The organism is Rhodococcus daqingensis, assembly GCF_042665615.1.
Classification (GTDB): Bacteria; Actinomycetota; Actinomycetes; order Mycobacteriales; family Mycobacteriaceae; genus Rhodococcus_G; species Rhodococcus_G daqingensis.
On sequence record NZ_JBHTCS010000010.1, the window covers coordinates 179,847 to 194,298 of the forward strand.

A 14,452-nucleotide genomic window follows, 5' to 3' on the forward strand; every position below is an offset into this window, starting at 1 on the left:
CGTTGGGCTATACCGGCGTGAGCCTGCTGGTGAGCCAGCGGTCGCCTTCCTTGCGCATCTCCATCCGCACCCGGCTACCAGTGGTGGCCGCGTCGGGGGCGTCGGCGCTCGTAGTGATCTGGTTGAGGAACAGCAGCACGACGGCGTCGTCCGGGTCGGCCGAGACAATGGAGCCGCCCTGCACCGTGACCTGCACGGTGAGCTTCTTCTCCTTCGCGCCGGGCGCGATCACCTCGGCCACCAGCGTGTTGTAGTCGTCCCTGAACGACCCGGTCAGGCCGTCGGCGGCCGCGGCGAGCTCGTCGTCCACGGTGTTGTAGTTGTAGGACAGCATGGCCACGGCCTGCTCGCCCGCCGCCGCCACCGCATCGGTGCGCGCCTGCTCGGTCCGGTTGTCCTGGAGGTGCTGATAGAACAGCACCCCGACACCCGCGGTCAGGGCGACGACCAGCGCCGCGGCGACTGCCGCGAGCACGGTGCGCCGCACATTGCGGGGCGCGGCCTCCGTGGTGTCCGGCTCGGCCGATGCGTCGTTGACATCCTCGGTCGGCTCGCCCTCGGTGACCTTCTCGGTCGACTTGTCCTCGCTCATGGCACAAACTCCACCTTCGACGCCGTCATGGTCCCGCCGTCGTCCGTCACCGTCACGCGCATCCGGAAGTCGCGCGGTCCCGACTGGGACTGGTCCGGCGTTGTCACATTGGCCCGCGCGGCGACCAGCACCTTCGCGTTGTTGCCGTCCTCGCTCTCGAGTCCGGCCTCGATGATCTGGCCCTCGGTGGTCACCGAGGCCTCCTTCACGACGCTGACGAAGGGGTCCTGGCGGCCGTCGAACTCGGCCTTGAAGTCGCCGCTCGCGCCCGCGAGGATGCGCTCGACGTCTTCCTTGGCGGTCTCCGGACGGATCGTGGTCAGGTTCAGCACGGTCTGCCGGGCGGTCTGCACGAAGGCGTTTCGCTTGGCGTCACGATCGTTGGCAGCATTCCGGTCGAGTAGCAGCACGATCCCGGCGACGAGCAGCGCCAGCACCAACGCGCCCGCGACGACCATCGCGATCGTCGGGCGCTTGCGGTGCGGCGCAGCTTCGGCGGTCTCGACGTCCGACTCCACAGTGGTCGGCTCCGCGGCGGACGATTCCGCGACGGTCGCCTCGGCCACAGCCTCGACCGACTCCGCGGTCCGCTCCTCGGCGACGGTCACGTTCTCCACCGCCGCGGCGGCCTCCGCCTTGTCTTCCACCGGGGGCCCTGCGCTGCGACTCGCGCGCCTGCGGGGAGCCGGCTTGTTCTGCGGGGTCAGCCCTGCTGACCGGTCATCATCGTCTGCCACGTCGACTCCTTTCCGGACGAGCCCCCCGACGCCAATGCCGGTTGGGTGTACAGCCGGCCGTCGGGACCGGTGTACTTGCCCGTCTTCGGGTCGTAGGGCCGCGCCGTCACCGGCGCTTCCACCGACTCGTCATAGGAGCTGGGAACTGTCGTGTACGAGGGTACATTCGCCGGCATGACCGGCCCGTTGGGCGGGTTGTTGCCCAGCGGGACGTAGCCGGTGCGGCACTCTTCCGGGGTCGGGGCACGCCTGCCGGGGAACTCCATGCATGGGCTGTTCCTGGCGCCGCGCACCGTGGTGGGGTCGTCCTGTGCCACCCGGCAGAACATTCCGGGCGGGGTGTCCGGCGTGGACACCTCATTGCCCGGTCGCCACTGGTCGGGCGGGGTGAAGCCGGTGGTGCACGGCGGCGGGTCGTTGACCTCGATGGCGAAGTTCACCAGCGCACCCTCGTCCCGGGGACCCGAGAGCGCCATCGTCGTCAACGCAGCGGTGATCGGCGGGTACAGCACCAGAACCTGCTCGATGCTCTTGTTGTAGATCACGCCGACCTCGCCGACACTCACCAGGTTGGCCAACAGCAGCGGCAGCGTCGGCTTCAAATCCTGGAACAGCGCGTTGGCCTCCGCGGCCGCGCCCGGACCCTTCTCGATCACGGCCCGCAGGTCTGGGTCGCTGGCCCGCAGCTGATCGGAGAACGTCACGAGGTTCCTGGTCCAGGACCGGATCGCGTCGCTGCTGACCACCTGGGTGTCGAGCAGTGGGCCGATCTGATCGATCAGCTGCAGGGTCGCATCGGAGTTCGCGTTGGCCTCCTGCACGAACAGCCGCGCCGAATCGATGAGCTGCTGCAGCTCCGGACCGGAACCGTTGAACGCCTTGAACGCCTCATCGACCACCAGTTTCAGCCGGGTGTTCGAGACGCTCTTGACCAGGGTGTCGGCCTGGTCGAGCAGCGCACCGACCTCCTGCGGCACCGAGGACCGGTCCACGGGAACGACGTCCCCGTCGGACAGGTAGGGCTCGGAATCGTCGCGCGGGATCAGGTCCACGTACTGCTCGCCGACCGCGGACACGCTCTTGACCTCGGCGTCCACGTCGGCGGGGATCTTGTACTTGCTGGCGATGGACAGCTTTGCGTCTACGCCGGACTCGGTGAGCACCACCTCGTCGACGGTGCCCACGTTGGTTCCGCGGTAGGCCACGTTGGCGTGCGGGTACAGGCCGCCGGTGGACGCCAGCTGGACTGTGACGTCGTATCGACCGATCCCGAACAGCGCCGGGAGTTGGACATACTGCGTCGCCATCACGGACAACCCGATCACCGTGAGGATCGAGAAGATGACCAGCTGAACACGGACGAACTTCGACAGCATCATGGCTTGGGTGCTCCTAGCTGCGGGAGTCCGGGGATCTGCGGGAGCTGGATCTGCGGTAGGCCGGGGATCGACGGCGCGGGTGCCGGCGCCGCGGCCGGCTTGGCCGGGGGCTTCGGGGCAGGACTCTGCAGGGGGTTCGCCGCCTGCCCGGCCACTCCCGCGGTCTTTCCGAGGGCGCCCTCGACGCCGCCGAGCGTTCCACCCAGGCCGGTGCCGGTGAGAAAGTTCTTGTCCAGCCTCTTGTTGGTCAGATCGACCGTCATCATGAGGTTCGCGTAGTCGCCCCGGATCACCTGGTCCAGGTTCTTCAGCGGGAACGGGTACGTGATCATGATCGCCAGCGACTCGGTGAGCGCGCTGCCCGTGCTGGCGAGCTCGGTCAGCAGCGGCACCAGCGCGTGCAGGTTCGCCTTGAGGTCTTCGCCGCTCTCATTGATCACCCGGGTGGCCGTGGAGCTGAGGTTACCCAGCGCGATCAGCGCGTCGGTCAGGTTCTGCCGCTGGCCCACGAGGACCTCGAGCGCGGGAGGAATGCCGTCGAGTGCGGCGGTCAGCGTTGCGGTCTGCTGATTGACGGTGGTGGACAGCCGATCCAGGCCCTCCATCGCCGAGATGATCTCGCCGCGCTGACGGTCCAGGCTGCCGACCAGCTGGTCGAGCTGCGGGAGCAGATCGCGGATCGAGTCCTCGCGGCCCACGAGGCCGGCGTTGAGTTCCCTGGTGATGTCGTTGATCTGCGCCAGGCCGCCGCCGTTGAGCACCACCGACAACGAGGACAGCGTCTGCTCGGTGGTCGGGTAGGCGCCGGCGCGCGCCATCGGGATGACATCGCCGTCGGAGAGCGTGCCCTCCGGGGCGATCCCGACCGGCGGCGCCAACTCCAGGTGCTGCGAGCCGAGGAGGCTGGTCTGGCCGATCTTGGCGGTCGCGTTCGCGGGCAGTACGACGTCCTCGTTCAGCGAGACGGTGACCACGGCGTGCCAGTTCTGGACCTCGATGTCCTCGACCGTGCCGACGGTGACATCGTTCACCCGCACCGGCGAATTCTCCGAGAGCGTGGTCACGTTCGGCATCTCGATCTTCACCGAGTACGCGTCGTCCCCGCTGCCCTCGGTGCCCGGCATGGGCACCGAGTTCAGGCCCGTCCACTCGCACCCGGTGAGGGCAAGCGTCAGCCCGAACGCGATCGATCCGATCGCAACCCGGCGGTGGGTGCTCGTGCGGGTCATCGGCCACCTCCCGGTGCGAGCAGGGATCCGAGATCCTTGGGCACATTGATCGTCGGCAGGCCGGCGAGCGGCCCGGCGATGGGCTTGACCGTCGACTTGGCTGCCCGCGCCGGGATCTGGTTCTCCAGGCTCGGGGGGCTGAAGGTCAGCTGGTCCGGGTGCGCCGCGACGCCGGTGGCCGGGTTGGTGAGGATCCCCGGGTAGTTCATCGCCACCGAGTTCAGCACCGGACCCAGGTACTGCTCGCACAGGTCGGCGCTCTTGTCGGAGTCGTTCATCTCGAGGCCCTCGATCATGCCGCAGATCATGGTGATGGGGTTGTTCGCGTTGCTCGCCGCGAGCACTCCGGTCACCGAGCCCAATGCGGGCTGATAGATGTTGTTGAAGTTCGCCAGCGCGTTCGGCGCGATGTGCAGCACCCGCTCGATCTCCGGCCGCTTCTGGGCCAGCACCTGGGTGGCATCGGCGAGTCGTTCCACGGATTCCGTGAGCACTGCCCGGTTGTCGCTGACGAACCGCTGCACGTCGCCCATCGCCACATTGAGGTCACTCAGCGCGACCCCCAGCTCATCGGTGTTGTCGGCCAGCACCGATGACACCGACGCGAGCCGGCCGCTGAACTGCACGATCTGCTGGTTGCTCGCGGACAGCGCGGAGACGAAGGTCTGCAGGTTCCGGATGGTGGAGAACAGGTCCGTGCGGCCCTGCGAGAGGGTGTGCATGGTGTCCGAGAGCTCGCGAAGGGTGGCACGAATGCTGTCGCCGTTGCCCTCGAGGTTGTCGGCCGCGGTGTCGATGAACCGGCCGAGCGAGCCCTGGTCGGCGGCGCCCTCCGGCCCGAGCGCGGTGGAGAGCTTGGCGAGTTCCGCCTTGATCTCGTCCCACTCCACCGGAACGGCCGTGCGCTCCACCGGGATCACGGCGTCGTCGCCCATCGTCTCGCCGCCGGTGTACACCGGGGTCAGCTGGATGAAGCGCGCCGCCACCAGGCTCGGCGCCACAATGATGGCTTTGGCGTCGGCTGGGATGTCGATGCCGGAGTCGACGTCCATCTCCACCCTGGCGTTCTCGCCCTCGGGGTCGATGCTGGCGATCTTGCCCACCGTCACGCCGAGCACCCGCACGTCGTCGCCGGCATAGATGCCGGTGGTCGTCGGGAAATACGCGGTGATCCGATTCTTCCCGAGCCCCGGGAACAGGAACAGGGTGCCCGCCACCAGCGCGGCGATCACCACGGCCGCGGCGCCGCCGCGCAGCAGCCACTTCTTGCGGTCTGTCATCGGGGCGCTCACCGGTTCGGGTCCACGGGCGTGACGGTCAGCGGCGGGAAGTTCTGTAGGTCCTTGGGCACGTGCTCGGGCCACACCAGCGAATCCGTGAAGGCCTGCGTCATCTGGCCGACGCTGAAGTTCGCCACGTACGCCATGAAGAACGGTCCGCTGCCGACGGATTCGCCGAGCGCGGTCGCGTACGGAGCGAGTCCGTCGAGCGCCTTCCCGATGTTGTCCTTGTTCTCCTGCAGCACCGCGACCACCGAATTCAGCTTCTCCAGAGTCGGTTTCATCTGTTCCTGGTTGTCCTGCACCAGCCCGGTCAGCTGCCGCGACACCGCGGAGGTGTTCACGATCAGCTCGCTGATCGCGTTCCGCCTGCGGTCGAGCTCGCCGAGCAACTGGTTGCCGTCCACCAGCAGGGCGTTGATCTGGTCGCTGCGGGTCGCCAGGATGCCGGTCACGCCCTCCGCCCGGGCGAGCAGTTCACGCAGGCTCTCGTCGCGCGAATTGATGCTCGCCGAGAGCCGGGTGACCCCGTCCAGCGCGGTCCGCAGCTCGGGCGGGGTGTCCTGGAGCGTGTCGGACATCGCGTTCAGCGAGTTGTTGAGCTGATCGGTGTCGAGCTCTGACACGGTGGTCGACAGGTCGCCGAGAGCATCGTTGAGCGAATACGGGGAGTTGGTGCGCTCCAACGGAATCGTCTCGGACTTACGCAGCGTTCCGCCGCCCGCGGGGGTCACCTTGAGCGACTTGCGACCGAGAATGGTGTTGGTCTTGACCGCGGCGCTCGTCTCGTCACCGAGCGCGATCCCGTCCTGGACGGTGAAGGTGACCAGCACCTGCGGGCCGTCCAGGTCGATCTTGTCCACGGTGCCGACATTGACTCCCGAGACAGTGACGTCGTCCCCGGTCATCAGTCCGCCCGCGTCGGCGAAATGCGCAGTGTACTGGCCGCCACCGGAGATGAAGGGCAGCTGGTCGTACTGCAGGCCGGCCAGCACCAGGGAACCGGCGACGGCGAGGCCGATGACCCCGATCTGAACGGGGTCTCTTTCGCGTGGCTTCGTCACTTGACCGCACACCTCCCGGTGGTCTGAGTCGGAGTCGTCGGGAGGCCAACCAGAAGATCCTTGCCGTCCGGTCCGGAGAACTTCATCTGCACGCTGCAGGTATAGAACTGGAAGAACCCGCCGTACGCGCCGACCCGGATCAGCTTCTTGTACGCCCCGGGCAACTCCCCGAGCACCCAGTCGAGGTCAGCTTTGCCCAGATCGAGCTGGTTCACGACCCGTCCCCCCTCGATGATGGTGGACTGCAGATCCGGGCGTGCGCCCTGCAACAGCTCCGCGAGATCGCCCGTGGCGGTGGCGATCTGCGGGATCGCGTTGCCGATCGGATCGCTGTCCTTCGCGAGCCCGCTCACCAGCTGCTGAAGCTGATCGATCGTGGTCGAGAACTGGTCGCCCTTGTCGTTGATCGTGCCGAGGGTGGTGTTCAGGTTGGTGATCACCTCGCCGATCAGCTCGTCCCGGTCGGCCAGCGTCTTCGTGAACGAGCTGGTGCTGCCGAGCAGCGACACCAGTGTGCCGCCCTGACCCTGGAAGACCTGCAGCAGCGCGCCGGAGAGGTCGTTGACCTGCTGGGCGTCCAGGCCCTTCAGCAGCGGCTTGAACCCGCCGAGCAGCAGATCCAGGTCGAGCGCGGGCGAGGTCTGGTCCTCCGGGATGGTCCCGCCGTCGCCGAGCTGCTCCATCGAGCCCGCACCCTCGAGCAGCTCGAGGTACCGGTCTCCGACCAGGTTCTCGTAGCGCACGGTGGCCCTGGTGCTCTTGAAGAGCTCGTACTGACTGTCGACGTTGAAGTCGACCTCGGCGAGGTTGTCGCGGTCGATGCTCACGCCCTTCACCGAGCCAACCGGCACGCCTGCGATGCGCACCTTGTCGCCCGGCTTCACCCCGGACGAGTCGCTGAACTGCGCGGTGAACGAATTCGAGCTGCTGAAGCGGTACTGGCTGAACACGATCGCCAGGCCGGCGAAGATCAGCGTCATCACCGTGGTGAAGATCAGCAGTTTGACGGTGGTCGGCCGCATCAGTTTCCTCCCTCCGGGTAGACGCCCGCGTACAGCAACTGGAAGACCTTGGGCATGTTCGTGCTCAGCTTCGTGGACGGCACGTACGGCACCGTCCCGGTATCAGCGACCAGGAAGTTCGCGTTGCCGTCGCGCTTGGGATCGAAGTCGGGCAGGCCCATGCATTGCGGTCCACCGGAGGCGTTCACCTTCGGCAGGTCCCTCGGATAGGTGTACGGCTCGGTGCCGTACACGAAGCTCGTGCTCAACGCGACGCCCGGCTGCAGACCACCGAAGATCTCGTTGGCAGCGGGAAGCGTCTTGGCGAGCCCGGTGAGCAGGCAGGCGATCGACGGCGAGTACTCCCCGAGGAGTTCGGTCGTCGGCTTGAGGTCCGCCAGCGCCTTCGTCAGGTTGGCCTCGTTCTCGGTTAACACTCCGTTCGCGTTGTTCGCCAGCCCGGTCACGTTCATCAGCAGCAGGTCCAGGTTGGCCTGCTCGTCGACGATGGTGCCGCTGGTCGCGGTCGCGTTGTCGAGCAGACGCATCAGGTTGGGCGTGACGTCGGCGTACACATTGGTCACGGTCGAGGCGGCCTCGAGGTCGCGCTGCAACTGCGGCAGCGACGGGTTCATCTTCTTCAGGTATTCGTCGCTCTCGGCCAGCAGCTGGCCGAGCTCGTCACCGCGGCCGTTGAGCGCCTCGGAGATCGCGCCGAGCGTGGCGTTGAGCTTCTCCGGCTCGATCTGCTGCAGCAACGTCGACAGGTTCTCGAACAGGGTGTTGAACTCGACCGTCACGGAGTCGGCCTCGATCGTGGTGCCGGGCGAGAGCGAGCTCGACGACGGGTTCTCCGGAACCACGAAGTTCACGTACTTGGAGCCGAACACGGTGGTGGACTTGATCTCCACCTGCGCGTTCGACGGGATCAGGTGCATGGACGAAGGATCCATCGCCAGCTCGAGCTTGGCCTGATCGCCCTCCTGCCCGATGGAGGCGACGCGACCGACCTGGACGCCGCGCATCTTCACCTTGGCGTCGGGGTCCATCACCAGACCCGCGCGGTCGGCCGTCACCGTCACGGGCTCACTGTCGGTGAAGCCGCCCGAGAACATGGTCAGCGCGACGGTCGCGACGGCGACCAGGCTGCCGACGAGCGTCAGCGCCGCGACCTTCTTCTTCCACTTGGGTTCAGGTTCAGACATGCGCGCTATCCCGAGAGGTTGAAGTTGCCGGACCCGCCGTAGATGGCGAGCGAGATGAGGAGGGTCACGGTGACGACCGCGATCAGCGAGGTGCGCACCGCGTTACCGACGGCCACACCCACGCCCACCGGGCCGCCGCTGGCGTTGTACCCGTAGTAGGTGTGGATGAGCATGACGGCCAGCGCCATCACGATCGCCTGGCCGAAGGACCACAGGATGTCCGTCGGTATCAGGAACGTCGAGAAGTAGTGGTCGTAGACGCCAGGCGACTGCCCGTAGAGCACGACCGTTGCGAACCGGCTGGCGATGAACGAGGCGACCACGGCGAGCGCGTAGAGCGGGACGATCGCGATCATCCCCGCCATCACCCGGGTGCTCACCAGGTACGGAATCGACGGAATGGCCATGGTTTCCAGGGCGTCGATCTCCTCGGACACCCGCATCGCGCCCAGCTGGGCGGTCGAGCCGGCCCCGATGGTGGCGGCGAGCCCGATGCCCGCGATGACCGGCGCGGCGATGCGCACGTTGATGAAGGCAGCGAAGAAGCCGGTCAGCGCCTCGACCCCGATGTTGCCGAGGGAGCTGTAGCCCTGCACGGCGATGGTGCCGCCGGCAAAGAGGGTGAGGAATCCGACGATCACGACGGTGCCACCGATCACGGCGAGCGCACCGGTGCCCATGCTGATCTCGGCGATCAGCCGGATCGTCTCTTTCCGGTAGTGGATGAGTGCGCGTGGCGCCCAGGCCACCGCCCGCCAGTAGAACAGCGCCTGCTCACCGATGCCGTCGATCGAGTTGGAGAACTTGCCGATTCGCTTCCTGGTCCCACGGAAACGCCCTGTCAGCGCGAATGCCATCCCGTCACCCCGCCGTCAGCTTGATGCCGATGGCGGTGACCAGGACGTTCACCACGAACAGCGCCATGAACGCGAAGACGACCGTCTGGTTCACCGCGTCACCCACACTCTTTGCGCCACCCTTTACGTTGAGCCCGAGGAAGCAGGCGACCAGTCCCGCGATCATTCCGAACAACCCCGCCTTGAGCTGCGAGATCATCAGCTCGCCGAAACCGGTGAGCAGGGTGATCCCGTTGATGAACGCGCCGGGGTTCACGTCCTGCAGGAAGACCGAGAACACGAAGCCGCCGACGATGCCGATGGTGCACACCAGGCCGTTGAGGAGCAGCGCGATCACCGTCGAGGCCAGCACCCGGGGCACCACCAGCCGGTGGATCGGGTTGATGCCGAGCACCTTCATCGCGTCGATCTCCTCGCGGATCGTCCGCGCGGCGAGGTCGGCGCAGATCGCGGTCGCGCCGGCGCCCGCGACGATCAGCACGGTCACGATCGGCCCCACCTGGGTGACCGCGCCGAGCGCGGCGCCCGCGCCGCTGAGGTCGGCGGCGCCGATCTCGCGCAGCAGGATGTTGATCGTGAAGGCCACCAGCACGGTGAACGGGACGGCGACGAGCACCGTCGGCACCATCGACACCCGGGCCACGAACCAGGCCTGGTCCACGAATTCACGGCGCTGGAACGGCCGCTGGCCCATTGCCTTGAAGGTCTCCCCCGCCATCGCGAAGAAGCCGCCCACGGCACGCAGCGGCACCAGAAGGAGGTCGTCCATCGTGCCTCCTCGTCAGTGTTCTCGCGCAGGGCACCACTGGGGGGCGGTGAAATCCCCCCGGATGCCTGTGATGCAGGTCATATTAACTAGAACGTGTTCACCTGTCAAAGGTGTCGCCTCCGGACGCATCGGTGCTGGTCAACTCGTACCGTCGGGAGAGCGGACCCCCCGGGATGACACTGCGGTTCAGCGGCAAGCCGGGCAGATTCTGCGCGCACGGAGCCGCATGGTCGGAGGCGAACTCCGAGCACGCGGCATCCGCCCACGTTGACTCCCTTTGTCTTTCATCAATCAGGTGCTGCGAGACCCCGATGGTCATCGTCGACGACACCGAGCGTCCACTCAAGTGCGAAGGCTGTCCCCCACGCTCGTTCGGTCACTCGGGCGCTGCGCCGCGACCACTCCGGGATTCGTCCCCACCCCACCCGGACATGCGGAAATCTAGAACACGTACTCATTGCTTGCGGTGCGGGCAGAACCCACGCCGGACCTCATCTTCACCCAGCAACTGCGCCTACGTGCCGAAATCCGGGCGTTTCTCAGGTACGGCCGAACGCTACCGATCAGCCGAGCGACTTGACCGCTTCGGTCGCCGCGAACATCCGCGCGGGGTCGCGTCCCTCGAAGTAGCCGCCGAGCGAGTCGGCGAGGCCCTCCGGGCTCCACGCCGCATCCGGCGAATCGAATCGCTGTTCCACGACCGGTGCGGCCATCAGCGCCACCATCGGACCGTAGACGATGAAGACCTGGCCGTTGATGGCGTCGGCCGCGGGCGAGGCCAGGTACGACACCAGGTTCACGACGTGCTCGGGCGAAAGCGGGTCGGTGCCATCCTCGGGGGCGTCGCCGAAGACGTTCTCGGTCATCGCCGTGCGCGCCCGCGGGCAGATCGCATTGGCGCGGACGCCGTAACGCTCGAGCCCGCGCGCGGCGGAGAGGGTGAGGGCGGTGATGCCAGCCTTGGCCGCCCCGTAGTTCGGCTGCCCCGCGGGGCCGAGCAGGCCGGCCTCGGAGGACGTGTTGATCAGGCGGCCGTAGACCGGTGCGCCCGCCGCCTTCGACTCGGCCCGCCAGTGCACGGCGGCGTTGCGGCACAGCAGGAAGTGGCCGCGAAGGTGCACCTTGAGAACCAGATCCCAGTCCTCGTCGGACATGCTGAACAGCATCTTGTCCCGCACGATGCCCGCATTGTTGACCACGATGTCGACGCCGCCTGCCTGCTGGGCGGCCTCCATCAATGCGTCGGCGGTGGCGCGCTCGCCGATGTCGCCGGGGACGAACACCGCCTTGCCGCCGAGGGTCTGGATCTCGTCGAGGACCGCATCCGCGTTTTCGTTGGCCACCAGATCGTTGATGACGACGTTTGCGCCCGCCCGGGCGAGGCCGAGCGCCTCGGCCTTGCCGAGACCCGACGCACCACCGGTCACGATTGCGACCTTGCCGTCCAGACTTACCTCGCGACTAGTCAAACTCACCACTGCCTTCGTGATTTCGATGCGGTCCCCGGAGCGGGTCCGCCGTCACATCCGTGACGGCGCTCACTCTAGAACGTGTTCTTATTCCCGGCAAGAACAGTCAGCGCTCGAGGGTCAGTGCAGCGCGCGGGCACTGGGCGACCGACTCCTCCATCTTGGCCACCGAATCGGCGTCGTCACCGGGCTGCGTGATCACCAGTTCGTCGTCGTCCGTCAGATCGAAGATGTCAGGTGCGATACCGACGCAGACACCGTTCGCCTCACAGCGATCCCTATCGACCTTGACCTCCATGAATGAACCTCACTTCTCGTTCGAATCGACGTCTGCGGCACGCGGGTCTATGGGCTGGACCCGCGGGCAGATCCAGCATAAGACTAGAACCCGTTCCACTCCTGTGCAATGATGCGGAAAACCCATAGTGACGGGCCGAAAGCACGCCCCGGGCGCTCGGCTGATCGCAACGAGATAGCAGCACCAAACAGACTAGAACCTGTGTCAGAGACCTGAGAGGTACCGATGCAAATCACCTACACGGCCGAGCAGCAGAAGCTGCGGGAGGAGCTGCGCGCCTACTTCGCGAAGCTCATCACTCCCGAGCGCCGCGAAGCGCTCAGCGCCCAGACCGGCGAGTACGGCTCGGGCACCGTCTACCGCGACGTCGTGCGCGAGATGGGCCGAGACGGATGGCTGGCCCTCGGCTGGCCCAAGGAGTACGGCGGACAGGAGCGCTCGGCACTCGACCAATTGATCTTCACCGACGAGGCCGCGATCGCCGGCGCGCCGGTGCCGTTCCTCACCATCAACTCGGTCGCGCCGACGATCATGCACTACGGCTCGGAGGAGCAGAAGAAGTTCTTCCTGCCCAAGATCGCGGCCGGCGAACTGCACTTCTCCATCGGCTACTCCGAGCCCGGCGCCGGCACCGACCTCGCCAGCCTGCGCAGCACCGCGGTCAAGGACGGCGACGACTACGTCATCAACGGCCAGAAGATGTGGACCAGCCTCATCGCGTACGCGGACTACGTATGGCTCGCCGTCCGCACCGACCCGACGGCCAAGAAGCACAAGGGCATCAGCATGCTCATCGTGCCGACCACCGCCGAGGGCTTCTCGTACACGCCCGTCCACACGATGGCCGGTCCGGATACCAGCGCCACCTACTACCAGGACGTGCGCGTGCCGTCCTCGGCTCTGGTCGGCGAGGAAAACGGCGGCTGGTCGCTGATGACCAACCAGCTCAACCACGAGCGGGTCGCGCTGGTCTCGGCCGCCCCGATCCAGGGCGCGCTGCGCCAGACGATCGAGTGGGCACAGAACACCAAGATGGCGGACGGCAGCCGGGTCATCGACCAGGAGTGGGTGCAGATCAACCTCGCTCGGGTGCACGCCAAGACCGAGTACCTCAAGCTGCTGAACTGGGAAGTCGCTTCCGCGCACGCCCCGAGCAAGGGTGACGCCTCCGCGTGCAAGGTCTTCGGCACCGAGTTCGCGACCGAGGCGTACCGGCTGCTGATGGAGGTCCTCGGACCGCTGGCCTACCTGCGTCAGGACTCCGCGGGCGCGGTACTGCGCGGACGCGTCGAGCGGATGCACCGCTCCTCGCTGATCCTCACCTTCGGCGGCGGCACCAACGAGGTGCAGCGCGACATCCTCGCCATGACGGCGCTGGGTCAACCTCCCGCGAAGCGGTAACGGCCCGCATCCGCCGACCGACCCTCCACGTACCCAAGGACTTCCGATGGACTTCACACGTACCGAGGCCCAGCAGGACCTCGAACAGCTGACCCGGAGCATTGCCGAGAAGCTGACCACCAACGACCGCCTCCGCGAGCTCGACGCCGCCGAGGACCGCTTCGACGACAAGCTCTGGCAGGCGCTCGCCGACGCGGGAGTGCTCGCCGCGGCGCTGCCGGAAACGGTCGGCGGGGGTGGATTCGGCATCCTCGAGCAGAGCACCGTGCTGCAGGAGCTCGGCCGCACGCTCTCCCCCGTGCCGTACCTGAGCTCGATCGTGTTGGCCGCGTCCGCGCTGGCCGAGCACGGCGACGAGGCGCAGCGCGACCTGGCCCGGAGGGCAGGCGCAGGCGAGGTCGTCCTCACCGTCGCACTCGCCGAGGAACTCAACCCCGATCCCGCCCGGCCGGTCACCCGCGCCGAGCGCACCGCCGACGGCTGGTCGATCACCGGCACCAAGATCACCGTGCCCGCGGCCGCCTTCGCGGACGTCATCCTGGTACCGGCGACCACCCCGGAGGGCGTCGCGGTCTTCCTGGTCGAGCCGTCCAACCCGGGCGTGCGCGTCGAGCGTCAGATCACCACCGACTACAGCGCCGAGTCGCTGGTGGAGCTGTCCGGGGCCGTCGTCGGCACCGACCAGGTCCTCGGCGGCACCGAGCGCGGTGCCGAGATCGTCGACTCGATCCTGGCCCGCGCCGCGGTCGCGCTGAGCGCGACCCAGCTCGGCACCCTGGAGCGGGCCCTGGAGCTGGTCGCGGAGTATGCGCGGGAGCGGGTCCAGTTCGACCGCCCGATCGGCAGCTTCCAGGCCGTGGCCCAGCGCCTGGCCGACGCCTTCATCGACGTCAAGGGTGTCCGGTCCACGCTGTGGCAGGCCGCCTGGCGGCTCAGTGAGAACCTGCCCGCCGAGGAGGAGGTCCGGACCGCGAAGTTCTGGGCGGCCGATGCGGGCCACCGCGTCGCACACACCGTGATCCACATCCACGGCGGTGTCGGCCTCGACCGCGACCACCCGGTACACCGCTACTTCCTGGCGGCCAAGCACAACGAGTTCGCGCTCGGCTCGGCCACCGAGCAGTTGCGCAGGCTGGGACAGATCCTCGCCGACGTGCCGGCCTGAACCTAG

Annotated in this window: 14 protein-coding genes; 2 read left to right on the forward strand and 12 right to left on the reverse strand. The window is 67.3% G+C overall.

Annotation, left to right across the window (positions count from 1 at the left end; all coding sequences use genetic code 11):
• Window positions 1-7 precede the first annotated feature (7 nt).
• The 12 genes from ACFQS9_RS08575 to ACFQS9_RS08630 form a co-directional block, all read right to left on the reverse strand.
• Window positions 8-592: a h domain protein gene (locus ACFQS9_RS08575; protein ID WP_378403521.1), complete on the reverse strand. Its 585-nt coding sequence runs from the start codon at window positions 590-592 to the stop codon at window positions 8-10.
• Window positions 589-1,329: a hypothetical protein gene (locus ACFQS9_RS08580; RefSeq protein WP_378403523.1), complete on the reverse strand. Its 741-nt coding sequence runs from the start codon at window positions 1,327-1,329 to the stop codon at window positions 589-591. Before ACFQS9_RS08580 ends, ACFQS9_RS08575 begins: the two co-directional genes overlap by 4 nt.
• Window positions 1,296-2,708, reverse strand: a complete 1,413-nt coding sequence (locus tag ACFQS9_RS08585; RefSeq protein WP_378403525.1) for an MCE family protein — start codon at window positions 2,706-2,708, stop codon at window positions 1,296-1,298. The genes ACFQS9_RS08580 and ACFQS9_RS08585 overlap by 34 nt, the downstream gene beginning before the upstream one ends.
• Window positions 2,705-3,937, reverse strand: a complete 1,233-nt coding sequence (locus ACFQS9_RS08590; protein WP_378403527.1) for an MCE family protein — start codon at window positions 3,935-3,937, stop codon at window positions 2,705-2,707. The genes ACFQS9_RS08585 and ACFQS9_RS08590 overlap by 4 nt, the downstream gene beginning before the upstream one ends.
• On the reverse strand, window positions 3,934-5,217 hold the full coding sequence (locus ACFQS9_RS08595; protein WP_378403529.1) for an MCE family protein: 1,284 nt from the start codon (window positions 5,215-5,217) through the stop codon (window positions 3,934-3,936). The genes ACFQS9_RS08590 and ACFQS9_RS08595 overlap by 4 nt, the downstream gene beginning before the upstream one ends.
• A gap of 8 nt (window positions 5,218-5,225) precedes the next feature.
• Window positions 5,226-6,281, reverse strand: a complete 1,056-nt coding sequence (locus ACFQS9_RS08600; RefSeq protein WP_378403531.1) for an MCE family protein — start codon at window positions 6,279-6,281, stop codon at window positions 5,226-5,228.
• On the reverse strand, window positions 6,278-7,303 hold the full coding sequence (locus tag ACFQS9_RS08605) for an MCE family protein (RefSeq protein ID WP_378403533.1): 1,026 nt from the start codon (window positions 7,301-7,303) through the stop codon (window positions 6,278-6,280). The genes ACFQS9_RS08600 and ACFQS9_RS08605 overlap by 4 nt, the downstream gene beginning before the upstream one ends.
• Window positions 7,303-8,487 (reverse strand): MCE family protein, encoded by a 1,185-nt coding sequence (locus ACFQS9_RS08610; protein WP_378403535.1) that lies wholly within the window; start codon window positions 8,485-8,487, stop codon window positions 7,303-7,305. The genes ACFQS9_RS08605 and ACFQS9_RS08610 overlap by 1 nt, the downstream gene beginning before the upstream one ends.
• A 5-nt stretch (window positions 8,488-8,492) precedes the next feature.
• Window positions 8,493-9,344: an MlaE family ABC transporter permease gene (locus ACFQS9_RS08615; protein WP_378403536.1), complete on the reverse strand. Its 852-nt coding sequence runs from the start codon at window positions 9,342-9,344 to the stop codon at window positions 8,493-8,495.
• A 4-nt stretch (window positions 9,345-9,348) separates the two neighbouring features.
• Window positions 9,349-10,113, reverse strand: a complete 765-nt coding sequence (locus tag ACFQS9_RS08620; protein WP_378403538.1) for an MlaE family ABC transporter permease — start codon at window positions 10,111-10,113, stop codon at window positions 9,349-9,351.
• A gap of 563 nt (window positions 10,114-10,676) precedes the next feature.
• Window positions 10,677-11,591: a 3-oxoacyl-ACP reductase gene (locus ACFQS9_RS08625; RefSeq protein WP_378403540.1), complete on the reverse strand. Its 915-nt coding sequence runs from the start codon at window positions 11,589-11,591 to the stop codon at window positions 10,677-10,679.
• Window positions 11,592-11,688: 97 nt separating this feature from the next.
• Window positions 11,689-11,880, reverse strand: a complete 192-nt coding sequence (locus ACFQS9_RS08630; protein ID WP_027503505.1) for a ferredoxin — start codon at window positions 11,878-11,880, stop codon at window positions 11,689-11,691.
• A gap of 225 nt (window positions 11,881-12,105) precedes the next feature.
• Here ACFQS9_RS08630 and ACFQS9_RS08635 point away from each other — a divergent pair, with 225 nt between their 5' ends.
• Both ACFQS9_RS08635 and ACFQS9_RS08640 read left to right on the forward strand, forming a co-directional pair.
• A complete protein-coding gene (locus ACFQS9_RS08635) occupies window positions 12,106-13,281 on the forward strand; it encodes an acyl-CoA dehydrogenase family protein (protein WP_378403541.1) in 1,176 nt (391 codons plus the stop codon).
• Between the two features lie 46 nt (window positions 13,282-13,327).
• Entirely contained in the window at window positions 13,328-14,446 is a 1,119-nt protein-coding gene (locus ACFQS9_RS08640) for an acyl-CoA dehydrogenase family protein (protein WP_378403543.1), read from the forward strand.
• Window positions 14,447-14,452 lie beyond the last annotated feature (6 nt).

Excerpts from the sequence above, each read along its gene's own strand:
- ACFQS9_RS08575 (WP_378403521.1), bottom strand. The coding sequence starts at position 592 with ATGAGCGAGGACAAGTCGACCGAGAAGGTCACCGAGGGCGAGCCGACC.
- ACFQS9_RS08585 (WP_378403525.1), bottom strand. The coding sequence starts at position 2,708 with ATGATGCTGTCGAAGTTCGTCCGTGTTCAGCTGGTCATCTTCTCGATC.
- ACFQS9_RS08590 (WP_378403527.1), bottom strand. The coding sequence starts at position 3,937 with ATGACCCGCACGAGCACCCACCGCCGGGTTGCGATCGGATCGATCGCG.
- ACFQS9_RS08595 (WP_378403529.1), bottom strand. The coding sequence starts at position 5,217 with ATGACAGACCGCAAGAAGTGGCTGCTGCGCGGCGGCGCCGCGGCCGTG.
- ACFQS9_RS08605 (WP_378403533.1), bottom strand. The coding sequence starts at position 7,303 with ATGCGGCCGACCACCGTCAAACTGCTGATCTTCACCACGGTGATGACG.
- ACFQS9_RS08610 (WP_378403535.1), bottom strand. The coding sequence starts at position 8,487 with ATGTCTGAACCTGAACCCAAGTGGAAGAAGAAGGTCGCGGCGCTGACG.
- ACFQS9_RS08615 (WP_378403536.1), bottom strand. The coding sequence starts at position 9,344 with ATGGCATTCGCGCTGACAGGGCGTTTCCGTGGGACCAGGAAGCGAATC.
- ACFQS9_RS08620 (WP_378403538.1), bottom strand. The coding sequence starts at position 10,113 with ATGGACGACCTCCTTCTGGTGCCGCTGCGTGCCGTGGGCGGCTTCTTC.
- ACFQS9_RS08630 (WP_027503505.1), bottom strand. The coding sequence starts at position 11,880 with ATGGAGGTCAAGGTCGATAGGGATCGCTGTGAGGCGAACGGTGTCTGC.
- ACFQS9_RS08635 (WP_378403541.1), top strand. The coding sequence starts at position 12,106 with ATGCAAATCACCTACACGGCCGAGCAGCAGAAGCTGCGGGAGGAGCTG.
- ACFQS9_RS08640 (WP_378403543.1), top strand. The coding sequence starts at position 13,328 with ATGGACTTCACACGTACCGAGGCCCAGCAGGACCTCGAACAGCTGACC.